The organism is Tsukamurella sputi, assembly GCF_007858445.1.
GTDB lineage: Bacteria > Actinomycetota > Actinomycetes > Mycobacteriales > Mycobacteriaceae > Tsukamurella > Tsukamurella sputi.
Window position 1 is genome coordinate 369,876 of record NZ_VIGV01000001.1, and the last position, 21,584, is coordinate 391,459.

The following is a 21,584-nucleotide window of genomic DNA, read 5'->3' on the forward strand; positions in this document are numbered from 1 at the left end:
GTCACGGTAACGTCGAACGACATGAGTGATTCTGAATCCTCACGAACATCGAAACCAGTAGAAGCCACATCGACACCCACGAGCTCCTTGAACCGCCGAGTCTTCATCGCCGCCGCAGGCTCGGTCCTGGCCTTCGCCCTCTGGGCACTCGCCTCTCCCGAGACCGCGGAGAGCGTGATCAGCGGCGTCGTCACGTTCATCACCACCTGGTTCGGCTGGTGGTACTTCCTCCTCGCGACCGCGATCGTCGGTGTCGTGGTCTTCATCGGCCTGAGTCGCTACGGCACCTACCGCCTCGGCCCCGAGGAGTCACGCCCCGAGTACAGCCTCTTCACCTGGACCTCGATGCTGTTCGCGGCGGGCATCGGCATCGACCTGATGTTCTTCTCCGTCGCCGAGCCCGTGAGCCACTACCTCAAGCCCCCGGAGGGTGCCGGCGAGAACAACCACGCCGCGCGTGAGGCCGTCACCTGGACCGTCTTCCACTACGGCATCACCGGGTGGGCGATGTACGCCCTGATGGGCGGCGCCCTCGCGTACTTCGCGTTCCGCCACAACCTCCCGCTCACCATCCGCGCGGCGCTGTACCCGATCCTGGGCAAGCGCGTCCACGGCCGGCTCGGCGACGCCGTCGACGTGGCCGCCGTGCTGGGCACCATCTTCGGCATCGCCACGTCACTGGGCATCGGCATCGTCCAGCTCAACTACGGCCTGCACGAGTTGTTCGGCGTCCCGCAGGGCAAGGCCGCGCAGATCGGCCTCATCGTGCTGTCGGTGATCGTGGCCACGATCTCGGCGACCTCCGGCGTCGACAAGGGCATCCGGCGGCTCAGCGAGCTCAACGTGATCCTCGCGATCGCGCTGCTCGTCTACATCCTCGTGGCGGGTCGCTCCGACTTCCTCCTCAACGGCCTGGTGCAGAACACGGGCGACTACCTGTCGACGTTCCTCGATCGCACCATGAACACGTTCGCGTGGGGCCAGATCGATCCGGAGACCGCCGGCAGCGATCCGCGGGGCTGGCTCGACTCGTGGACGCTCTTCTTCTGGGCCTGGTGGGTGGCGTGGGCGCCCTTCGTCGGCCTGTTCCTCGCCAGGATCTCGCGCGGCCGCACCCTGCGGCAGTTCGTCTTCGGCGTGCTGGTGGTGCCGTTCAGCTTCATCCTGCTGTGGATCTCGGTGTTCGGTAACAGTGCGCTCGAGGTCGCCCGGGGCGACAAGGACTTCGCGGAGGCCACGGCGTCGATGCCCGAGGTGGGCTTCTACTCGCTACTCGAGAAGTACCCCGGTGCGCCACTGCTGTTGGCCGTGGCCACCATCACGGGCCTGCTGTTCTACGTCACCAGTGCCGATTCCGGGTCGCTGGTGATGGGCAACTTCACCAGTAAGCTCGAGGATCCGATGGCGGACTGCGCACGGAGCACACGCATCTTCTGGTCCTTCGCGATCGGACTGCTCACGCTCGCGATGCTCTTCGCGGGCAACGACGGCTCCATCGTGACGCTGCAGAAGGCCACCATCATCATGGGCCTGCCCTTCTCCTTCGTGCTGGCACTGGTCGGCCTCGCACTCCTGCGCGCCCTGCACACCGAGTCGTTCAAGCTCGACAGCTACCGGACGGCGCTGCCCAAGTCCCTGGCCGCCGGACGCGGCAGCAGTGAGCCGGGCAGCTGGCGCAGGCGGCTGCTGGCAACGGTCCACTACCCGAGCCGCAACGCCACGCTGAAGTTCCTGGAGAACACGGTCGGTCCCGCGATGCGCGACGTCGCAGCGGAATTCGCCGCAGAAGGCATCTCAGCCACGATCGACGAGTCCGGGCGCAGCGAGTCCCTGCCATCGCCCACGCTCACCGTCGACCTGGCGAGCGAACCGGACTTCGAGTACTGCGTCTGGCCCGTCTCCGCTCCGGCCCCGAGCTACGCGGTCCTGGCGCAGCGCTCCGCCGACCGCTACTTCCGCTGCGAGGTCTACCTCGCCGAGGGCTCGCAGGGGTACACGCTCAACGGCTACACCCGGGAGCAGATCATCGGCGACATCCTCGACCAGTACGAGCGGCACCTCGGCTATCTGCACCTGCGGCGAGCCGCCTCCGATCACCACGACGGCCACGACGAACCGGCCGGCACCCGAACCGATCCCGATCCTGAAGCGTCCACCGAACCCGAAGGGACACCCGCATGAGCGACCCCACCCTGTTCATCGACGGCGCCTGGCGCCACAGCGAGGGCGGCGGCACCCGCACCATCGTCTGCCCCGCCGACGGCACCGAGGTCGGCATCGTCGACGAGGCGACCCCGGCCGACACCGAGGCCGCGATCGCCGCGGCACGCCGCGCCTTCGACACCGGCCCGTGGCCGCACGTCCCCGCCGCCGAGCGCGGCGACCTGTTGCTGCGCGTCGCGGACGGGATCGACCGCCGCCGCGACGAGTTCGCCCGCGCGGAGACGCTCGACACCGGCAAGCGCCTGTACGAGTCCGAGCTCGACATGGCCGACATCGCCGCCTGCTTCCGCTACTTCGGCAAACTCGCCGGGCAGGAGAGCGGCCGCATCGTCGACGCCGGCTCGGCCGATGTCGCCTCGCAGATCGTGTACGAGCCCGTGGGCGTGTGCGGGATGATCACGCCCTGGAACTACCCGCTGCTGCAGGCGGCGTGGAAGGTCGCGCCGGCGTTGGCCGCCGGAGACACCTTCGTGCTCAAGCCCTCCGAGCTGACGCCGCACACGTCGATCCTGCTGATGAAGGTGCTCCAGGAGGTCGGCCTGCCGGACGGCGTGGCCAACCTCGTGCTCGGCGCCGGCGCGCAGGCGGGCGCGCCGCTCTCCACCCACCCGGACGTGGATCTGGTCTCCTTCACCGGGGGCCTCGTGACCGGTCGTGTCATCGCCGGCAACGCCGCCGGCACCGTCAAGAAGGTCGCGCTCGAGCTGGGCGGCAAGAACCCCAACGTGGTCTTCGCCGACGCGTGCGCCACGCCGGACGGCCTGGCCGCCGCCGTCGACAACGCCCTCAACGCGGCCTTCCTGCACTCCGGGCAGGTGTGCTCGGCAGGTGCACGGCTCGTGATCGAGGAGTCCGTGCACGACGTCTTCGTCGACGAGTTGGTTCGCCGCGCCGAGGGGATCCGCCAGGGACTCCCGTTCGCCGAGGGCACCGAGACCGGGCCCCTCATCTCCGCGGCGCACCGCGACAAGGTGCACGCGTACGTCGGGAAGGCGCGTGAGGACGGCGCGGTCGTCCGCACGGGCGGCGCCTTCGCGACGGGCGATCAGGGTTCGGGATCGCTCGACGCCGGGTACTTCTACCTGCCGACGGTGCTGGACCGCTGCGATCCGTCGATGGCGTGCGTGCACGACGAGGCCTTCGGGCCGACCGTCACCGTCGAGACCTTCACCACGGAGGACGAAGCCGTGGCGATCGCCAACGACACCGAATACGGCCTGGCGGGCGCGGTCTGGTCCGCCGACGGCGGACGGGCCAAGCGTGTGGCACGCCGGCTGCGGCACGGCACCGTCTGGATCAACGACTTCGGCCCGTACCTCCCCCAAGCCGAGTGGGGTGGTTTCGGCGCCTCGGGCATCGGGCGAGAGCTCGGGCCCACGGGCCTCGGCGAGTACCTGGAGGCCAAGCACGTCTACGAGAACCTGCGGCCGTCCGTCACCGGATGGTTCGCCGAGCGGAAGGACGCGAAGTGACCAACGAGACCTTCGATTACGTGGTGGTGGGCGCCGGGTCCGCCGGGGCCGCCGTCGCCGCCCGCCTCTCCGAGGACCCGACGGTGACTGTCTGCCTGCTGGAGGCGGGACCGTCGGACGTGGGCGACGAGGCCATCCTGCGACTGGACCGCTGGATGGAGCTCCTGGAATCGGGCTACGACTGGGACTATCCGATCGAGCCGCAGGAGAACGGCAACTCGTTCATGCGGCACGCGCGCGCGAAGGTGCTGGGCGGCTGCAGCTCTCACAACAGCTGCATCGCGTTCTGGGCGCCCCGCGAGGACCTGGATTCCTGGGAGCAGGACCACGGCGCCGCCGGCTGGGGCGCGGATTCGGTGTATCGCCTGTACCCGACGATCGAGACCAACGACGCCCCCGGCGACCACCACGGACGATCCGGGCCGGTGCACATCATGACCGTGCCGCCGAACGATCCGTGCGGCGTCGCTCTGCTCGACGCGTGTGCGGAGGTGGGCATCCCCCGCGCGGAGTTCAACTCCGGGACCACGGTGATCAACGGCGCCAACTTCTTCCAGATCAACCGTCGCGCCGACGGCACGCGCTCCTCCTCGTCGGTGAGCTACCTCCACCCGATCCTCGACCGGGAGAACCTCACGATCCGCACCGGCGCGTGGGCCAAGCGGGTCGTCTTCGACACCTCCGGCGATCAGCCGCGGGCCACCGGTGTGGACATCACCGATAACGCCTTCGGGCGCACCACCTTCGTCGAGGCGCGACGCGAGGTGATCGTGAGCGCGGGTGCGATCGACTCGCCGAAGCTGCTGATGCTCTCGGGGATCGGCCCCGCGGATCACCTGCGGGAGACCGGCGTCGAGGTGCTCGTCGACTCCCCCGGCGTGGGTGCGCACCTGCAGGACCACCCGGAGGGCGTGATCGGGTTCGAGACCTCACGGCCGATGGTGCGCGAGTCCACGCAGTGGTGGGAGATCGGGATCTTCACGCCTACCGAGTACGGCCTGGACCGGCCGGACCTGATGATGCACTACGGCAGCGTGCCCTTCGACATGCACACGCTGCGGCAGGGCTACCCCACGGCCGAGAACACCTTCTGCCTCACGCCGAACGTCACGCACGCGCGCTCGCGCGGCACCGTCCGGCTGCGGACCCGGGACTTCCGGGACAAGCCGAAGGTCGATCCGAGGTATTTCACCGATCCCGAGGGACACGACCTCAAGGTCATGATCGCCGGGATCCGGAAGGCTCGGGAGATCGCCGAGGCGGGCCCGCTGAAGGACTGGATCGAGCGTGAGCTGTACCCGGGCCCCGGCGCACAGACCGATGCCGAGCTGGCCGACTACATCCGGCGCACGCACAACACCGTCTACCACCCGGCGGGCACGGTGCGCATGGGCGCGGTCGACGACCCGATGTCGCCGCTCGATCCGGAGCTGCGGGTCAAGGGCACTGCGGGCCTGCGGGTGGCCGATGCGTCGGTCTTCCCGGAGCACACCACGGTGAACCCGAACATCACCGTGATGCTCGTGGGCGAACGCTGCGCCGAGCTGGTGGCGACGAGCCGCTGACCGCTGCGCGCCGGGTCAGCGCCCGGCCAGGCGGGCCGGGAGACCGAAAGCCTCGAACCGGTCCGCCTGGTCCAGGCACGTGGTCACCCGGGTGATGCGGTCACCGTCGGATTCGACGACGACCAGAGCGAACGGGACCATCCCCTTGCCGTTGCCCGGTGCGTACTGGCCGAACGCGGGTGCGCCGTTCGCGGTCGTCGGAACGAGACGGTGCCCGACGCAGGCGTCGCCTCCGGCGAACATCGCCGCGTAGTCCTCCGCGCCGCGGAGCCAGAAGGCGACGGGCGGCATGGAGAAGACCACGTCCTCCGCCAAGAGCGCGGCCAGGCCGGCGGCGTCGTGCCGCTCGAAGGCGCGCACGAAGCCGTCGAGCAGACGTGGGTCCACCGCACCGGCGGCGACGTCCGACGAGGCGGGCGCCGCTCCGGCGAGCACCTTCCGGGCGCGCTGCAGCGAGGAGTGCGCAGCCGCCGCGCTGATCCCCAGGATCGACGCGGTCTCGAGTGCGCTGTGCCGGTACACGTCGCGCAAGACGAGCACGGCGCGCTGGGGCGGCGTGAGGTGCTGCAGCGCCGCGACGAAGGCCATCCGGATGGTCTCGTGCCGCTCGGCGGCCGCCGCGGGATCGGATTCCGCGGTGTCGGGCAGCGGCGTCACCCAACTCCCCGGCGTCAGCTCGGCGAAGGCCTGCTCGCCGGCCCCGCCCCGCTCGGACAGGTCGGTGGGCAACGCCCTGCGCGCGGCGCCGCGGAGAAGATCGATGCAGTAGCGCGACGCGATCGCGTACGCCCAGGTCCGTACGCTGGCGCGGGCGGGGTCGTAGCCGTCCCGTGCGCGCCACAGCCGCAGGAGCACCTCCTGCGCGGCGTCCTCGGCGCCGGCACCGTCGCCGATCATCCGGTAGCAGTAGCGGACCAGCTCGGGGCGCAGGTCACCGAGGACTCCCTCGTCGATCATCGCCACCGGGCGATCATCCCACGACCGTGCGGGGCGGGACCGGGTGTCGGCCGGTCGCGATCAGCACGACGGTGAGCGTCGGGAGCGGGACATCTGTGGGGCCGTCACCGAGGACGAGATCGGAGTCGTCGGCCGTGAGCCGCAGCCCGGCGAGGTCGACGCCGAAGAAGGCGAGCCCCTCGGGAGTCGATCCGGCGACCGTCGCAGCGAGCACCTCCGGCGCGGGCCCGGGCAGGCCGAGCGGGACCGTGATGTCGAGGCCGTGGATGACCTCGTGAGCGAGCGCCCCCTGCAGGGCTCCGGGTCCGGGCGTCCAGCGGCTCGCCACGCGAGCCTTCTGGATCGCCAGCAGTTCGGCGTCGGCGTAGCGGGCCGCGTCAGCGCGTGCGGTGCGGTCGACGGCGATGTTCACGTCACCACCCGCGGCGGCGAGCGCCGCCCCGAACTGCTCCTGGGTCTGGGTGTCGGTCATGTTCAGATGGGCGACCACCTCGCGGACGCGCCAGCCCGCGCACAGGGAATCGGCGGCCCACTGTTCGGGTGCCAGGCCGTCGAGCAACGCGGCCATCCGGGTGCGTTCGGCGACGGTGGCGTCGTACAGATCGGTACCGGTGGAAGTGGTCATGGTGTTCTCCTGTGCTCGGGTCGGTCGTCACAGGTACATACGAGCGGGGCCGACGGAATTCGTCGCGCGAGCGACACGTCGTGGCGCGGGCCTATCCTGGATCCATGGCGAACGACTTCACCCGTTTCGCGGCCGTGGCGGCCAAGCTCGCGCGCGAGCACGGCCCCCGGCTCGCGGCGCAGGTCGTGAACAGTCCTCCGGTCCGGGCGGGCCGCGAGGCGATCACCCAGGTGGTGACGCAGACGGTGAACCAGGCGCTCGGCCTGGAGGCGCCGCCCGAACCCAAGGAGTTCACGCCCGGCAGGCCCGTGACCCGCACCTTCACGCCCACCGCGCTGATGGCGCGCGGTGTCTTCTACGCGCCCCAGCTCGACGGCCAGGCCGATCCCGGGGAGGTCGTGTGGACGTGGGTGGAGTTCGAGGAGACGACGGGGCCGAACGCGGGCCAGGGCAAGGACCGGCCGGTGCTGGTCGTCGGGCGTTCCGTGAACAGCCTGCTGGGGTTGATGTTGTCCAGCCAGGAACGTCACATGGGCGATCCGAATTGGGTCGGCATCGGCTCCGGGCCGTGGGACGCGGAACAGCGCCCCTCCTGGGTGCGGCTCGACCGGGTGCTCGACGTCCCTGAGGACGGCATCCGCCGCGAGGGCGCCGTCCTGGATAGACGGCGTTTCGAGTCGGTCGCGCAGCGTCTGCGAGACGACTACGGCTGGACCTGAGTCAGTCGGCGACTCAGCGCCCTCGCAGCTGCGTGCGCACGAACAGGCCCACGGCTGTGCGGGCCACGGTGCGGGCGAGCCTCGGCGGGCGGCGCAGCCCGGTCGCCGCGAGCACGTGGTCGGGCTGGAGCGAGTTCAGGACGAGACGGCCCAGTGGCCACAAAGGCCGCGGCAGCCACCGGGCGATGAACTGGTCCGTGAGCGCCTCCGCGCAGCGCGCCGAGGAATCCGTCAGCCGGAACACCGTGGGATCCGCCTCGTAGGCGGCGTTCGCGGCCCGCATCCCCGCCCAGGTCTCGGGCAGGTCGCTCGCGCCCATCTGCGTGCCGATGGACCGCCAGTGAGCGACGAACGCCGCCTTCTCCGCGTCGCTGAAATAGCCGCGAATCCCTACGGCCGCGAGGATCTCGTCGAAGAGGATCGTGAACAGGGCCGTGGCCCGCACGAACGTGCGATTGGACATCGCGTAGGAGGCGCCGTAGTGGCCGTGCATCGTCACGATCGGCGCGATCGAGGCGCGGGTGGCCGCACTGTCGGCACCGTCGACCATCCACTGCCGGAACGGGGCGATCGTCGCCTCGGCGCGGCGTTGTCCGTGCCGGTGCACCTTGCCCGCCCCGCCCCGGTCGACCGCCGCGGCGTCCTCGACGCCGCCACAGATGCGGATGAGACCGACCGTGTAGAAGAGGTTGTCCGCCACCGCGCCGCCCGCCCGCAGATCCAATCGCGCGAGTGCGCCGCGGACGGTGTCCCGCTGAGCGTCGGTGAGGTCGACGGTCATCCCAGTGCCGCCGCAACCTTCTGCGCGGTCTCCTTGGCGGAGCCCGGATTCTGGCCGGTGATGAGGTTCCCGTCGACCACCGTGTAGGACGTGAACGGCAGCTTGCCCTTCCGGTACAGCGCGCCGCGCTCCTTGCAGCGCTCCTCGGCGTTGTACGGAACGAGCTTGTCGACGCGGGCGAGCACCTCTTCCTGCCAGGCGAAGCCGGTCATCGCACGCCCCTTGATGAGGTACTCGCCGTTCGACAGCCTGGTGTCGAGCAGCCCGCAGTAGCCGTGACAGACCGAGGAGACGATGTCGCCGCGCTCGTAGATCTCGCGCGTGATCCTCTGCAGCCCTTCGCTGCCCGGGAAGTCGTACATCACAGCGTGGCCGCCGGTGAAGTAGATCGCGTCGAAATCGGCGGAGTCGATCTCATCGGGACCGAGCGTGTTCTCCAGCAGCTTCATCCGCTCGGGGTCGGCGTGCCAGGCCTTCGCCGTCTTGTCGTAGTTGGGAAACTTCAGCGACCGCGGCTCCAGCGGCGACGCACCGCCCGAGGGGCTCACGAGAACCTGTTCGAAGCCGGCGTCCTCGAAGACGTGCCAAGCGTGGGTGAGCTCGGAGAGCCACAGGCCGGTCTTGTGCGACGGATCATCGTAGTGACCGACATTGGTGACGACGTTGAGAATGCGCTTGGACATGGGCGATGCCTCCTTATGGCGTAGCCGAACTCGGCTTCTGCGAGCCCGCGCTCACTATGTGAACATTGCTTACATTAGGGCGACGGGCCGGTCCTCGTCAACGCTCCCACAAAAAGACCACACCGTGTTGACAGTGCTTACATATCGACCCTACTCTCATGTGAGCATTGCATACATCGAGCGGCGAGGAGCCGGAAACCATGACAGTCACGACGGCATCAACCACCGCCCCGCCGGCCTCCCTGACCGCCGCCCTGCTGCACCGTCTGGCCGGGCACGTGAGCGCCGCGGCCGACGCGGCCCGCACGGTCACCGCCGCCCCCTACACTGGAGCGCCACTGGCCGAGCTGCCCGTCGCCGGCCCGGCCGATATCGAGGACGCCTACGCCCGCGCCCGGAAAGCCCAGGTCGGGTGGGCCGCGACGTCCGCGGACGATCGCGCGAAGGTCCTTCTGCGCTTCCACGACCTGGTGCTTGAGCGCCAGGCGACCGGCCTCGACCTCATGCAGGCCGAGAACGGCAAGACCCGCCGCGACGCCTACCTCGAAATCGCCGACGCCGCGATCGCTGCCCGCTACTACGCCCGCACCGGACCGAAGGCACTCGCACCGCACCGCCGCAACGGCGCGCTCCCCCTGCTCACCCGCACCACCGAGCTGCACTACCCCAAGGGCGTTGTGGCGATCATCTCGCCGTGGAACTACCCGCTGTCGATGGCCGCGACCGACGCGATCGCGGCCCTCATGGCCGGCAACGCGGTGGTCCAGAAGCCCGATACGCAAACAGCCCTCACGGCCCTCTGGGCCCTGGATCTCATGCGTGAGGCAGGGCTCCCCGCCGACGTCTGGCAGATGGTCGTCGGCCGCGGCAGCTCGATCGGCGACGCGCTGATGGCGGGCGCGGACTACATGATGTTCACGGGTTCGACCGCCACGGGGCGACAGATCGCCCGCGACGCCGGGGAGCGCCTGATCGGGGCCTCGCTGGAGCTGGGCGGGAAGAACGCCATGCTCGTGCTAGACGATGCCGACCTGGACCGCGCCGCCTCAGGTGCGGTCGCCGCGGCCTTCCCGTCCGCCGGTCAGCTGTGCGTCTCGGTGGAGCGGATCTACGTCGCCGAGGCGGTCCGCGACGAGTTCGTCGCGAAGTTCGTCCAGCGGACGAAGCACCTCGAGATCGGCGCGGCCTACGACTTCAGCAAGGACGTGGGCAGCCTCACCACGGAGAAGCAGCTGCGGACCGTCACCGAGCACATCGCCGACGCAGTTGCCAAAGGCGCCACCGTGCTCGCCGGTGGCCACGCGCGCCCCGACCTCGGTCCGCTGTTCCACGAGCCGACGATCCTCACCGGCGTCACCCCGGACATGACCCTGTACGCCCACGAGACCTTCGGCCCCGTCGTGTCGATCTACACCGTGGCCGATGACGAGGAGGCGATCGCGCGCGCCAACGACACCGTCTACGGCCTGAACAGCAGCGTGTGGGGCCGCGATGCGCGCCGCGCGGGCGCCGTCGCAGCCCGGCTGCACACCGGCACCGTCAACATCAACGACGCCTTCGCCGCGGCCTGGGGCAGCATCGACTCCCCGATGGGCGGCATGGGCGATTCGGGCCTCGGACGCCGCCACGGCGTCGACGGTCTCCTGAAGTACACCGAGGCGCAGACCATCGCGCACCAGTCCCGCCTGAGCTTCTACCCGCCCGCCGGCGTTCCGTGGAAGGCGTGGACGCCCGCGATCACCGCGGCGCTCCGCATCTGGAAGTCCGTCGGCGCACGCTGACTCGAAGCGGAAAGGTATTGCCGTGAGTGAGAATCGCCCCAGGATCGTCGTCTTCGGCGCCACCGGCTACGCGGGCGGCCTGGCCGTCGAGGCGCTCGTCGCGCGCGGGTTGCGCCCCATCATCTCCGCCCGGTCCGAGGCCAAACTCGCCGCGCTCGCGGACAGCCACGGCGGCCTCGACTATCACGTGGCGGACGTCTCCGATCCCGACAGCGTGCGCGCCCTCGTCGGCGCGGGCGACGTGCTCGTGACCGGCGTCGGCCCCTTCGAGCGGGTCGGGTGGGTCGCCGCCGAGGCCGCCGCCCGGGTCGGCGCGCACTACGTGGACTCCACCGGCGAGGTCGGCTTCGTCCGCGAGCTGCACCGCAGACACGATGCGCAGGCCCGCACCACCGGCTCGGTCATGCTGCCCGCGTTCGGCTACGACTACGTCCCCGGCGTCCTCGCGGGTGCGCTTGCGCTGGACGAGGCGGGGCCGGACGCCCACTCGGTCGACATCGGGTACTTCGCCACCGGCTCCCTGCGCAACGGATTGAGCCAGGGCACCCGCAAGACCGTCATCGACGGCATGAGCCTTCCCGTCGCCGTGCTCCACAACGGCGCCCTCGTCGATCGCCGCGCAGCTCAGGACGTGGTCTCCTTCCCCGTCCGCGGGCGTCGACGCGCGGGGATCCTCGCCACCGGCACCGAGGTGCTGCAGCTTCCCTTCACCTACCCGCAGGTGCGCGAGATCCGGGTCTTCAACGGTTGGTTCCCCGAGCTGGCCCGGCCGATGCAGGCGATGTCGCTGGTCGCGACGACGCTCTCGCGTCACCCGCTCGGCCGGCGGGCTCTGGACACGGCCCTGCCCCGGTTCGTCGGTCCCGCGGGCGGTCCCGACGCGGCCGAGCGCGCCCGGACACGCGGGCTTGCCGTCGCGGTCGCGAGGTCCCGATCGGGAGAGATACTCGCGCAGGTCGAGGTGGACGGCCCGTCGCCCTACACCGTGACGGCCGATCTGATGGCGATGGCTGCGGACCGTCTGTCCCGGGGACTGGGGCGCGCAGCCGGAGTGGTCGGTCCGATAGACGGGCTCGGCGCGGATGCCTTCCCGGTGGCGTGCGCCGAAGTCGGGCTCGCCCGAGTGTGAGGACAGTGCCCCCTGTTCAGCCGAGCGGGGCGCCCACCGCCATCCGCGCCATCACGCGGTAGCGCTCCGCCAGCTCCTCCGGGGTGAGGGCTCCGGAGTGCCGGAACCACTGCGCCACACCGGTACACATCGTGACCACGGCCCGACTCACCTCGTGCGGGAACGGGGTGGTGAAGACGCCGCTCACCACCCCCTCCTCGACGACGTCGTCCATGAGCTTTTGCTGACGGTCACGGTTGGCGATGTACCGCGCGTACGCCTCCGGCTCCAGGCTCCGCATCTCGCTGACCGCGATGAAGGCGAGCTCACGCCTGTTCGCGTGGAACAGCACGAGGCATTCGATGAGCATGTCCAGACGTCGGAGCAGGTCGTCGCCCGCCTCACGCAGGGCGGACTCGCTGCGCCACCACAGATCCGCCATGGCCGCGTCGACGATGCCGACAAGGAGATCCTGTTTCGACGCGTAATGGTGGTACAGGCCGGGCACGGAGAGGTCGGCGCTCGCCGCGAGCTGCCGGATCGTGGTGCCGTTGTAGCCCTGCGCGACGAAGTGCGCCAACGCGCCCCGCAGCAGCTGGGGCAGGGGATCCACAGCGAACGCACGCCAGCCGGATTCGGTATCAGTCATAACACTCGCGATGATGCCCTACCCCCTTCCCCGGCGGGCGACGACGCCCGCAAGCCCGGGCTTGACATTCCGATGTGACGCCCGCCACTATAGCACCGAGCGATCGCTCGGTCGGTTGCGTGACATACTTTTCTACGGAGGGATCACACCGCATGGACCTCGAACAGTCCTTGGTCACCGCGTGGCGGGCGCGCGTCGCCCGTCACCCCGACGCGCCGGCCATCGCGTACTTCGACGGGCACCTCACGGCACGGGAGCTCGACGCCGAATCCGACGCCCTCGCCGTCGCGCTCGCCGACCTGGGCACGGGCCGCGGCGACCGGGTGGGGATCCACCTGCAGAACGTCCCCCAGTACGCGGTGCTGCTGCTCGCACTGTGGAAACTCGGCGCGACGGCGCTGGTGCTCAACCCGATGTACCGCGGCCCCGAGCTGCGGCATCTCATCGACGACGCCGGGGCGATCGGTGTCGTGTGCGCCGACTCGGACGCCGCCGGGATGAGCGAGGACCTGGCCGGGAGCGGCGTGCGCTGGCACCTGAGCACGTCCGCGCTCGACTACCAGACCCGCAACGACCCCCGGGCCTTCCCGAGCGCTGACCGCGCCGTCCCCGCGCCCGACGGTGACCTGGTCGACCTCGTCCGGCGGTACCGGGGACGCAGGCCCGAGCCCGTGGACATCACGGCGGACGAGCTCGCGCTGCTGACCTACACCTCCGGGACGACGGGGCCGCCCAAGGGCGCCATGAACACCCACGGCAACGTCCTCGCCGTCACCTCGTCCTTCCGGGAATGGGCGGGGCTGGGCCCCGGCGACGTCGTCTTCGGGATGGCTCCCCTCTTCCACATCACCGGCGCGGTCGTCAACGCCGCGCTCGCGCTGCTCAGCGACACGGTCCTGGCCCTCACCGGGCGCTTCCAGCCCGCGGTCGCTCTCGACGCCTTCGTCGAGCACGGCGTGACCTACACGATCGGCTCCATCACCGCCTACAACGCGATGTCGCAGGTTCCCGGCGCATCCGCCGAGCACTTCCGCAGCGCGAAGCGGCTCTACTCGGGCGGTGCCCCGATCCCTCCGGCCACTGTGACGCGGTTCGAAGAGCGTTTCGGCCCGTACATCCACAACGGCTACGGCATGACCGAGACCACCTCCGCGGTCATCGCAGTGCCGCCGGGCGAGCGCGCACCCGTCCACGGGCCCAGCGGCACCCTGTCCATCGGGCGGGCCCTGCCCGGCGTCACGGCGCGGGTCATCGGGACCGACGGTGCGCCGCTCCCCGCCGGTGAGCAGGGCGAACTGGAGCTGTCCGGCCCGCAGATCGTTCCGGGCTACTGGAACAACCCGGACGCGACGGCGTCGACGATGCCCGACGGCCGGCTCCGCACCGGCGACGTGGCGATCATCGACACCGACGGCTGGGTCTACCTCGTCGACCGGCTCAAGGACCAGATCAACTCGTCCGGCTACAAGGTCTGGCCGCGGGAGGTCGAGGACGCCCTGTGCGCCCACCCCGCGGTCCTCGAGGCCGCCGTCGTGGGCGAACCCGACGAGTACCGCGGCGAGACCGTCGTCGCCTACGTCGCGTTGCAGGACGGGCGGGAGGCGAGCGGCGAGGAGCTGATCGCCTTCAGCCGTGAGCACCTCGCCGCCTACAAGGCGCCGCGGGCCGTGCACATCGTCCGACAGCTGCCGAAGACCCCCACCGGAAAGATCCGACGCGCCGACCTGCGCGACTCCTCGAGGAGCGACCGATGACCCAGGACCCCGTGCTCCCCCGCTCGGCCTACGCCGCCGCGCCGTCCGGCGTCGCGCCGTCCGGCGTCGCGGGCAAGCGCAGATCACTCCTGGCGAGCTCCGTCGGCAACGTCATGGAGTGGTACGAGTGGAGCGCCTACGCGGTGTTCGCGCCGTTCATCGCCGCAGCGATGTTCGACAAGTCGGATCCCGTCTCCGCCCTGCTCTCCACTCTCGGCGTCTTCGCCGTCGGCTTCCTCATGCGCCCGCTCGGCGGCATCGTCTTCGGCCGCATCGCGGATCGCAAGGGCCGTAAGTTCGTCCTCATCACCACGATGCTGACGATGGCAACCGGCAGTCTGATCATCGGCCTGATGCCCTCCTACGACACCATCGGCGTCGGCGCCTCCCTCGGCCTGCTGCTCTGCCGCATCGCCCAGGGCTTCGCGCACGGCGGCGAATCGGCCACGGCCAACACCTATGTCGCGGAGATCGCACCGAACGACCGCCGCGGACTCTGGGGCAGCGTCGTCTTCGCCGCGATCTTCGGCGGCTCCGTCGTGGCGTACACCGTCGGCGGCGTCGTCACCACCGTCCTGCCGAAGGGCGATGTCGCGGAGTGGGGCTGGCGCATCCCGTTCCTGCTCGGCGCGCTGCTCGCCGTCGCAGCCCTGTGGCTGCGCCGCAGCATGGAGGAGAGCGAGGTCTTCGAGGAGGACGCGTCCGCCGCGGCCCGCGAACCCGTCGACCGCAGGACCCTCGTCAAGTCCGTCCTGCTCGTCGTCGCGATGACCTCCGGCATCACGGCCGCGCACTACACGTGGACCTCGTACGCCTCGACGTACGCGATCAGCCGGCAGGGCATGGCGCCGCAGGCCGCGTACTGGGCGACGGTCGCGGCCCAGGTGATCGCGCTGTGCACGCTCCCCTTCTGGGGCAGGCTGTCCGACCGCATCGGCCGCCGGCCCGTCATCCTCGGGTTCGCCGGCGCGATGATCGTGCTGCAGTTCCCGCTCATGGCGTTCATCGGTTCCAGCGGGTGGACCCTGCTCGCCGCGTCCGCGGTGGCCCTGGTCATCGTCGCGGCGCCCGGTGCCATTCTGTCCTCGACGATGTCCGAGATCTTCCCGACCCGGATCCGCACGCAGGGCATCGGATTCGCCTACTCCGTGTCCGTCGCGGTGTTCGGCGGCACGGCACCCTACTTCAACCAGCTGGTCAACAACCTCGGCGTGGGCTGGATGGCCAGCGTCTACATCATGGTGCTGTGCGGAGCCACGGCGGCGGCCGTGTACCTCATGCCCGAGACGAAGGGCATCCCGCTCACCTGAGCCGGATGCCCTGCAGGTGGGCGCGCAGGTACCGGCCCGTCACGCTCTCCGGTGCCGCTGCCACATCGTCGGGCGTGCCCTCCGCGACGACGGTTCCGCCCGCGGCCCCGCCGCCCGGCCCCAGGTCGATGACGTGGTCGGCGTTCGCGATCATGTCCAGGTCGTGCTCGACGACCACGACCGTGGCGCCCCGCTCGACGAGCCGCTGCAGTACCTCCAACAGCACCCGGATGTCCTTCGGATGCAGGCCGACGGAGGGCTCGTCGAGGACGAAGACCGCATCGGACTGATCCCGGCCCAGCTCGCCCGCCAGCTTGAGTCGCTGCGCCTCACCGCCCGAGAGCGCAGGGGTGGCTTCGCCGAGGGTGAGGTAGCCCAGGCCGAGATCGGCGAGGGTGCGCAGCTTCTTCGCGATCCGCGGCACCGGCACCACCTCGGCCGCCTCGCGCACGCTGAGCGCCAACAGGTCCGGGAGCGCGCGCCCCGCAGCGTCCGGACCCTCGGGCCAGCGCACCGCCGACGCCTCGGGGGCGTACCGACGGCCCAGGCAGGCCGGGCATTCGATGTCGACGTCGGGCAGGAACTGCACGTCGAGCGAGACCTGGCCGGTGCCGTCGCACCGCGGGCAGCGCAGGGCGCCCGTGTTGTACGAGAACGCGCCGGCCTTCAGCCCCGCTGCCTTCGCCGCTGCGGTCTTCGCGTACTCGCGCCGCAGGTCGTCGAGGACGCCGCTGTAGGTCGCGACGGTCGAGCGGACGTTCACGCCGATGGGCGTGGCGTCCACCAGGTTCACGCGGCCGAGGCCCGGTGCGTCGAGCGCCGTGACGTGCGCGGGCAGGATCTCGCCGGCGGCCGCCGCGGCCAGCGCGGGCACGAGCCCCTCGAGGACCAGTGTCGACTTGCCCGACCCCGAGACGCCTGTCACCGCGGTCATCCGGCCGACGGGGAGATCGACGGCGAGCGCGCGCACAGTGTGGATCGGGGCGGTCTCCAGGTGGATCCGCCCGTGCGCGAAGACCTCCGCGTCGGGCGTACGCGGCCGGGTGCGGATGGGCTCGCGGCCGGCCAGGTAGGGGCCGAGGACCGATGCGGCATCGTCCTCGATCTCGCCGACGGTGCCCTGCGCGATGAGCGTGCCGCCCTCGGCCCCCGAGCCGGGTCCGATCTCGATGAGATGCTCGGCCTCGCGCAACACGTCCAGATCGTGATCCACGAGGACGACGGAGTTGCCGTCCCGCAACAGGTCCCGCACCACACCGAGCAGACCCTCGACGTTCGCGGGGTGCAACCCCACCGAGGGTTCGTCGAGCACGTACAGCACGCCGGTCGTGCGATTGCGGACCGCACGCGCGAGCTGGACGCGCTGCCGTTCGCCGGTCGAGAGACTGGATCCCGCTCGATCCAGGCCCAGGTATCCGAGCCCCAACTCCAGGAGCCGCCGCGCGATCGACTCCAGAGTGTCGACGAGGATCGCGGCCATCTCCCGCATGTCGGACGGGAGCATGTCGACGGTGCCGGGCGCCCACGCCACGACCTCGTCGAGCGTCATCGCGGAGACGTCGGCGAGGCCGAGATCACCGATGCGCGGCGCACGGGCCTGCGGCCTCAATCTCGTTCCACCGCAGTCGGGGCACACCCCCGCGTGCACGAACCTGGTGATCCGGCCGAGTCCCGCCTCGGTGGTCGCCTTGTCCAGCGCCTCCTGCACCGCGGCATAGGCGTTGCGATAGGTGAAGTTGACCTCGAACAGCTTGCCGTTCTTGCTGGAGACCGCAACCTTGCGCTTCTCGGCGGGGCCGTGCAGCACGATCTCGCGTTCGGCGACGGTGAGATCCTCGTAGGGCACGTCGATCCGCACGCCGAGGTCCTCGACGACCTGCGGCATGAACGCGAAGCCGAACATCGACCACGACGCGACGGCGCCGTCGGCGATGGTCTTCGTAGGGTCGGGCACGAGTGCGGCCCCGTCGATCTCGCGGACGGTGCCGGTCCCCGAGCAGGTGGGGCAGGCACCGTCGGAGTTGAAGGCGAGGGCCTCCGCGCCGGGCGGGGCGAAGACGGCCCCGCACACGGCGCAGGTGAGGTCGAGGCCGATGGCCACGTCGATCGTCGGGTCGAGGTAGTGGCCGTTCGGGCAACGGTGCGAGGCGAGCCGGGAGAACATGAGCCGCAGCACGTTCAGCAGCTCGGTGCTGGTGCCGAAGGTACTGCGCACGCCGGGCACACCCGGCCGCTGCCGCAGCGCGAGCGCGGCGGGGACGTGCTGCACGGAGTCGACGGCGGCCCGCGGCGCCTGCGCCATGCGGCGGCGCGTGTACGTGGACAGCGCCTCCAGGTAGCGGCGCGATCCCTCGGCGTAGAGCACGCCCATGGCCAGGGAGGACTTGCCGCTGCCGGACACACCCGCGATCGCTACCAGCCGACGCAGGGGCACGTCGACGTCGAGGGACCGCAGGTTGTGCACCCGCGCCCCGCGGACGGCGATCCGCAGCGGAGTGTCGTCGGTCATGCGCGGTGAACGGTCATGCGAGGCGGGTGATCTCGACGACCACGTCGAGATCCGAGGCGCCGCCGCCGGCGATCACACCGCGCAGCGGAGGCACGTCGGCGTAGTCGCGCCCCACGCCCACGGACACGTGCCGCTCGCCGATCGGCACGTCGTTCGTCGGGTCGTACCCGCGCCACTGGCCCGTCCACGCCTCGATCCAGGCGTGCGACTCCCCCGCCACCGTCGAACCGACCTCCGCGTCACGCTGCGGGTGCAGGTACCCCGAGACGTAGCGCGCCGGGACACCGACGCTGCGCAGCAGGAGCAGGGTCAGGTGCGCGTAGTCCTGGCAGACGCCCTTGCGTTCGTCCCAGGCGTCGATCGCCGACGAATGCACGCCGGTGGTGCCGGGCACGTAGTCGAGCTCCTCGTGCACCCAGCGGCACACCGCGAGCACGGCCTCGTCGGGCTCGAGATCCTTGACCAGCTTCTTGGCCTGCGCGGCGAGCTTGCGCTGCTTGGGCACGTAGTCGGTGAAGCTGAGCAATTCGTCGAAGCGGTCCCGCACGCGGTCCGTCGCGAGCTCGTCCCAGGTGACGACCTCGCCCGAATCGTCGGCGGCCTCCGTTTCCACGACCGAGGCGCCCGTCACCTCGAGAGCGGTGTGCGGGGCGTGCAGGTCGAACGCGGTCACCGCGGTGCCCCAGTAGTCGGTGTACCGGTACGCACGCGTCGCGGGCACCGTCTCGACGCGGTTGAGGATCACGTTCTGCCGCTGGTCGCTGCGCGGGGTCAACCGGGCCTCGTTGTACGACGAGGTGACCGGCGCGTTGTAGCCGAAACCGGTGGAGTGCACGACTCGAAGACGCCAGCTCACAGCTCCCCCTCCAGGATGGTGTCGATGTCGCCGCGGGCGCGGGCGTCGGTCCAGGCGACGTAGGGAGTCACGTGGAAGTACCGGGCGGTGATGGCCTCGCCGGCCGCCTGGCCCAGTTCCTGCAGCGCGAGCAGGCGCCGCTGCAGGTCGTCGAGGAGCTCACCCGGGGCGAGGAACTCGAGCTCACCACGGGCGCGGCCCAGCAGGCGCTGCGCCTCGGTGCGGGTGCCGAGCCGGCCCTCACGGCCGCCCTCGATCGCGTTCAAGCAGTCCTCCGCGGTGGTGAGCGCGTGGATCACCGACCGCGGGAACAGCCGGTCGACCAGGATGAACTCGACGACCCGGGTGGCGTCGAGCACGCCGCGGTGCGTTCGCAGGTAGGTATCGTGGGCCCCCGTGGCGCGGAGCACCGTGACCCAGGTCGGGGCGTTCGCCCGGTCGCCGGCGCGGGAGAGCAGCAGCCGAACGGCCATGTCCATCCGCTCGATCGAGCGGCCCAGCAGCATGAACTGGTAGCCCTCGTCGCGCGAGAGGGTCGAGTCGGTGAGGCCGGCGAACATCGCGGCACGGTTCTTGATGTAGTTGAGGAACTCGTGGGGCCCCAGTCGCCGCGCGGCGCGCTCGCGCTCGGCGAGGCCGTTGTAGGTGGCGTTGAGGCACTCCCACATCTCGGAGCTCGTCACCTCGCGGGCACCGCGGGCGTTCTCGCGCGCGGAGGCGACACTGGCAGCGATCGAGCCGCTGCCCGGATCCCGGTTGTAGGCCACGACCTCGGTCACCGAGCGCAGGTCCAGGGGCTGGTCGGCGGGCGGCTCGGGGATGCCGAGGACGCGGACGAGCTGGCGGGAGGCCCGGTCCTCGTCGATCGTGGCGTCCTCCAGGAACTGGTGGACGGTCACGTCGAGCATGCGGGCGGTGTCGTCGGCGCGTTCGGCGTAACGGCCGATCCAGTACAGCGCCTCGGCGTTACGGGCGAGCATGGAGCGCCTCCTGACGTGCCTGCTGTTGCTGTTGGTCCTGCGAACTGAGTTCGGGGCCGAGCTCCACCTGCTGCTGTTCGGCCAGGTCGCGGCTCGGGACCACCTCCACGCCCTCGAGTTCCGCCTCCGCGGCCGAGGAGCGGGCGGCGAGCACCCAGGTGTCCTTCGAGCCGCCGCCCTGACTGGAGTTCACGACGAGGGAGCCCTCGGGCAGCGCGACGCGGGTCAGTCCGCCGGGCAGCACCCACACGTCGTCGCCGTCGTTGACCGCGAAGGGACGCAGGTCGACGTGCCGCGGCCGTGCCTGCTCGCCGATCTTCGTCGGCACCGTCGAGAGCTGCATGACGGGCTGCGCTATCCAGCCGCGCGGATCCGCCGTGACCTTGCGGCGCATCGTCGCGAGCTCCTTCTCGCTCGCGTCGGGACCGAAGACGATGCCGTAGCCGCCGGATCCCTCGACGGGCTTGATCACCAGCTCGTCGATCCGGTCGAGCACCTCCTCGCGCTCCTCGTCGAGCCAGCAGCGCAGGGTGTCGACGTTCTGCAGCAGGGGCTTCTCGCCGAGGTAGTAGTCGATGATGTCGGGCACGTAGGTGTAGGTCAGCTTGTCGTCGGCGACACCGTTGCCCACCGCGGAGCTGATCACCACGTTGCCGGCGCGGGCCGCGTTGAGCAGGCCCGCGACCCCCAGCACCGAGTTCGGGAGGAACTGCATCGGGTCGAGGAACTCGTCGTCGATGCGGCGGTAGATCACGTCCACCTGCTGCTCGCCGCTCGTGGTGCGCATGTAGACCACGTTGTCGCGACAGAACAGGTCGCGCCCCTCCACCAGCTCGACACCCATCTGCCGCGCCAGCAGGGAGTGTTCGAAATAGGCCGAGTTCGCCATACCGGGTGTGAGAACCACCACCGTCGGGTCGGCCTCGTTCGACGCCGCGCTGCGCCGCAGCGCACGCAGCAGGTGGGAGCTGTAGTCGGCGACGGCGCGCACGCGATGCCGCTGGAACAGGTCCGGGAAGACCTGCGCCATGGTCCGGCGGTTCTCCATCACGTAGCTCACGCCCGACGGGGACCGCAGGTTGTCCTCCAGAACGCGGAAGGTGCCCTCGGCGTCCCGGATCAGGTCGATCCCGGCCACGTGGATGCGCACCCCGTTGGGCGGGCGGATGCCCGCGGCCTGGCGGTGGAAGTGCGCGCACGAGGTGACCAGCCGCTTGGGGACCACGCCGTCGCGCAGGATCTCCTGCTCGGAGTAGATGTCGTCCAGGAACATCTCCAGCGCCTGAACCCGCTGCTTGATGCCCTTCTCCAGGCGGTTCCACTCGGCGGCCGCGATCACGCGGGGCACCAGGTCCAGCGGGAAGGGCCGCTCGCGACCCTCCAGCGAGAACGTGATGCCCTGATCGATGAACGCCGAGCCGAGCGCATCGACGCGGGCCGCCAGGTCCGATTCGTCCGCCGACGAGAGCGCGCCGAAGATCCGCTTGTACGGGGCGCGGACGGTGCCGTCGTCGGCGAACATCTCGTCGAACGCCCGCCCGAACGACGGCGCGTCGTCGTAGCCCCCGAAGAGGGGCGCCTCGTCGGACAATCGGGGGGCGGCCTGCTTCCG

At 70.6% G+C, this 21,584-nt stretch carries 17 protein-coding genes; 8 read left to right on the plus strand and 9 right to left on the minus strand.

All coding sequences use genetic code 11. The features are described from left to right. The first annotated feature begins 21 nt into the window (after window positions 1–21). From betT to FK268_RS01830, 3 genes are read left to right on the plus strand one after another with little or no spacing between them, the layout of a single operon-like run. On the plus strand, window positions 22–2,181 hold the full coding sequence (betT, locus tag FK268_RS01820) for a choline BCCT transporter BetT (RefSeq protein WP_146430541.1): 2,160 nt from the start codon (window positions 22–24) through the stop codon (window positions 2,179–2,181). Next, window positions 2,178–3,695: an aldehyde dehydrogenase family protein gene (locus tag FK268_RS01825; protein ID WP_146430543.1), complete on the plus strand. Its 1,518-nt coding sequence runs from the start codon at window positions 2,178–2,180 to the stop codon at window positions 3,693–3,695. Before betT ends, FK268_RS01825 begins: the two co-directional genes overlap by 4 nt. Continuing rightward, complete coding sequence (locus tag FK268_RS01830) at window positions 3,665–5,260, plus strand: GMC family oxidoreductase (RefSeq protein ID WP_146430545.1); 1,596 nt, start codon at window positions 3,665–3,667, stop codon at window positions 5,258–5,260. Before FK268_RS01825 ends, FK268_RS01830 begins: the two co-directional genes overlap by 31 nt. Window positions 5,261–5,275: 15 nt before the next feature. Here FK268_RS01830 and FK268_RS01835 read toward each other — a convergent pair whose 3' ends face one another. Together FK268_RS01835 and FK268_RS01840 are read right to left on the minus strand one after the other, a co-directional pair. Beyond that, on the minus strand, window positions 5,276–6,217 hold the full coding sequence (locus tag FK268_RS01835) for an RNA polymerase subunit sigma-70 (protein ID WP_205124446.1): 942 nt from the start codon (window positions 6,215–6,217) through the stop codon (window positions 5,276–5,278). 13 nt (window positions 6,218–6,230) lie between these two features. Next, window positions 6,231–6,842 (minus strand): maleylpyruvate isomerase family mycothiol-dependent enzyme, encoded by a 612-nt coding sequence (locus FK268_RS01840; protein WP_146430548.1) that lies wholly within the window; start codon window positions 6,840–6,842, stop codon window positions 6,231–6,233. A gap of 104 nt (window positions 6,843–6,946) precedes the next feature. Here FK268_RS01840 and FK268_RS01845 point away from each other — a divergent pair, with 104 nt between their 5' ends. Further along, window positions 6,947–7,561, plus strand: a complete 615-nt coding sequence (locus FK268_RS01845; protein ID WP_146430550.1) for a type II toxin-antitoxin system PemK/MazF family toxin — start codon at window positions 6,947–6,949, stop codon at window positions 7,559–7,561. A 13-nt stretch (window positions 7,562–7,574) separates the two neighbouring features. Here FK268_RS01845 and FK268_RS01850 read toward each other — a convergent pair whose 3' ends face one another. Continuing rightward, window positions 7,575–8,342 carry an oxygenase MpaB family protein gene (locus FK268_RS01850; protein WP_146430551.1) on the minus strand — a complete coding sequence of 256 codons (768 nt, stop codon included), beginning with the start codon at window positions 8,340–8,342 and terminating at the stop codon, window positions 7,575–7,577. Then, complete coding sequence (locus FK268_RS01855) at window positions 8,339–9,025, minus strand: type 1 glutamine amidotransferase domain-containing protein (RefSeq protein ID WP_146430553.1); 687 nt, start codon at window positions 9,023–9,025, stop codon at window positions 8,339–8,341. The genes FK268_RS01850 and FK268_RS01855 overlap by 4 nt, the downstream gene beginning before the upstream one ends. Window positions 9,026–9,225: 200 nt before the next feature. On the opposite strand from FK268_RS01855, the gene FK268_RS01860 reads away from it, so the two are divergent. Together FK268_RS01860 and FK268_RS01865 are read left to right on the plus strand one after the other, a co-directional pair. Beyond that, window positions 9,226–10,806, plus strand: coding sequence for a succinic semialdehyde dehydrogenase (locus tag FK268_RS01860; RefSeq protein ID WP_146430555.1), 1,581 nt, complete (start codon window positions 9,226–9,228; stop codon window positions 10,804–10,806). 22 nt (window positions 10,807–10,828) lie between these two features. Continuing rightward, complete coding sequence (locus tag FK268_RS01865) at window positions 10,829–11,935, plus strand: saccharopine dehydrogenase family protein (RefSeq protein ID WP_146430557.1); 1,107 nt, start codon at window positions 10,829–10,831, stop codon at window positions 11,933–11,935. A 16-nt stretch (window positions 11,936–11,951) separates the two neighbouring features. On the opposite strand, the gene FK268_RS01870 is transcribed toward FK268_RS01865, so the two are convergent. After that, a complete protein-coding gene (locus tag FK268_RS01870) occupies window positions 11,952–12,563 on the minus strand; it encodes a TetR/AcrR family transcriptional regulator (protein WP_146430558.1) in 612 nt (203 codons plus the stop codon). 152 nt (window positions 12,564–12,715) lie between these two features. On the opposite strand from FK268_RS01870, the gene FK268_RS01875 reads away from it, so the two are divergent. Both FK268_RS01875 and FK268_RS01880 read left to right on the plus strand, forming a co-directional pair. Continuing rightward, the gene (locus FK268_RS01875; protein ID WP_146430560.1) at window positions 12,716–14,317 is read left to right on the plus strand and encodes a class I adenylate-forming enzyme family protein; all 1,602 of its coding nucleotides are present in this window, start codon (window positions 12,716–12,718) and stop codon (window positions 14,315–14,317) included. Then, complete coding sequence (locus FK268_RS01880; RefSeq protein WP_146430561.1) at window positions 14,314–15,627, plus strand: MFS transporter; 1,314 nt, start codon at window positions 14,314–14,316, stop codon at window positions 15,625–15,627. Before FK268_RS01875 ends, FK268_RS01880 begins: the two co-directional genes overlap by 4 nt. On the opposite strand, the gene FK268_RS01885 is transcribed toward FK268_RS01880, so the two are convergent. The 4 genes from FK268_RS01885 to FK268_RS01900 are packed head-to-tail and all read right to left on the minus strand — an operon-like array spanning window position 15,620 to window position 21,563. Further along, a complete protein-coding gene (locus FK268_RS01885) occupies window positions 15,620–18,136 on the minus strand; it encodes an excinuclease ABC subunit UvrA (protein ID WP_146430563.1) in 2,517 nt (838 codons plus the stop codon). The two genes, FK268_RS01880 and FK268_RS01885, sit on opposite strands and share 8 nt — an antisense overlap. A 13-nt stretch (window positions 18,137–18,149) precedes the next feature. Then, entirely contained in the window at window positions 18,150–18,992 is an 843-nt protein-coding gene (locus tag FK268_RS01890; RefSeq protein ID WP_146430566.1) for a transglutaminase family protein, read from the minus strand. Next, entirely contained in the window at window positions 18,989–19,972 is a 984-nt protein-coding gene (locus FK268_RS01895; protein ID WP_146430568.1) for an alpha-E domain-containing protein, read from the minus strand. Before FK268_RS01895 ends, FK268_RS01890 begins: the two co-directional genes overlap by 4 nt. Then, a complete protein-coding gene (locus FK268_RS01900; protein ID WP_231706924.1) occupies window positions 19,959–21,563 on the minus strand; it encodes a circularly permuted type 2 ATP-grasp protein in 1,605 nt (534 codons plus the stop codon). The genes FK268_RS01895 and FK268_RS01900 overlap by 14 nt, the downstream gene beginning before the upstream one ends. Window positions 21,564–21,584 lie beyond the last annotated feature (21 nt).

What these genes read in the sequence shown, in the direction of transcription:
- betT (WP_146430541.1), top strand. Translation starts at nt 22, where the DNA reads ATGAGTGATTCTGAATCCTCACGAACATCGAAACCAGTAGAAGCCACA.
- FK268_RS01825 (WP_146430543.1), top strand. Translation starts at nt 2,178, where the DNA reads ATGAGCGACCCCACCCTGTTCATCGACGGCGCCTGGCGCCACAGCGAG.
- FK268_RS01830 (WP_146430545.1), top strand. Translation starts at nt 3,665, where the DNA reads ATGGTTCGCCGAGCGGAAGGACGCGAAGTGACCAACGAGACCTTCGAT.
- FK268_RS01835 (WP_205124446.1), bottom strand. Translation starts at nt 6,217, where the DNA reads ATGATCGACGAGGGAGTCCTCGGTGACCTGCGCCCCGAGCTGGTCCGC.
- FK268_RS01840 (WP_146430548.1), bottom strand. Translation starts at nt 6,842, where the DNA reads ATGACCACTTCCACCGGTACCGATCTGTACGACGCCACCGTCGCCGAA.
- FK268_RS01845 (WP_146430550.1), top strand. Translation starts at nt 6,947, where the DNA reads ATGGCGAACGACTTCACCCGTTTCGCGGCCGTGGCGGCCAAGCTCGCG.
- FK268_RS01850 (WP_146430551.1), bottom strand. Translation starts at nt 8,342, where the DNA reads ATGACCGTCGACCTCACCGACGCTCAGCGGGACACCGTCCGCGGCGCA.
- FK268_RS01855 (WP_146430553.1), bottom strand. Translation starts at nt 9,025, where the DNA reads ATGTCCAAGCGCATTCTCAACGTCGTCACCAATGTCGGTCACTACGAT.
- FK268_RS01860 (WP_146430555.1), top strand. Translation starts at nt 9,226, where the DNA reads ATGACAGTCACGACGGCATCAACCACCGCCCCGCCGGCCTCCCTGACC.
- FK268_RS01870 (WP_146430558.1), bottom strand. Translation starts at nt 12,563, where the DNA reads ATGACTGATACCGAATCCGGCTGGCGTGCGTTCGCTGTGGATCCCCTG.
- FK268_RS01875 (WP_146430560.1), top strand. Translation starts at nt 12,716, where the DNA reads ATGGACCTCGAACAGTCCTTGGTCACCGCGTGGCGGGCGCGCGTCGCC.
- FK268_RS01880 (WP_146430561.1), top strand. Translation starts at nt 14,314, where the DNA reads ATGACCCAGGACCCCGTGCTCCCCCGCTCGGCCTACGCCGCCGCGCCG.
- FK268_RS01885 (WP_146430563.1), bottom strand. Translation starts at nt 18,136, where the DNA reads ATGACCGACGACACTCCGCTGCGGATCGCCGTCCGCGGGGCGCGGGTG.
- FK268_RS01895 (WP_146430568.1), bottom strand. Translation starts at nt 19,972, where the DNA reads ATGCTCGCCCGTAACGCCGAGGCGCTGTACTGGATCGGCCGTTACGCC.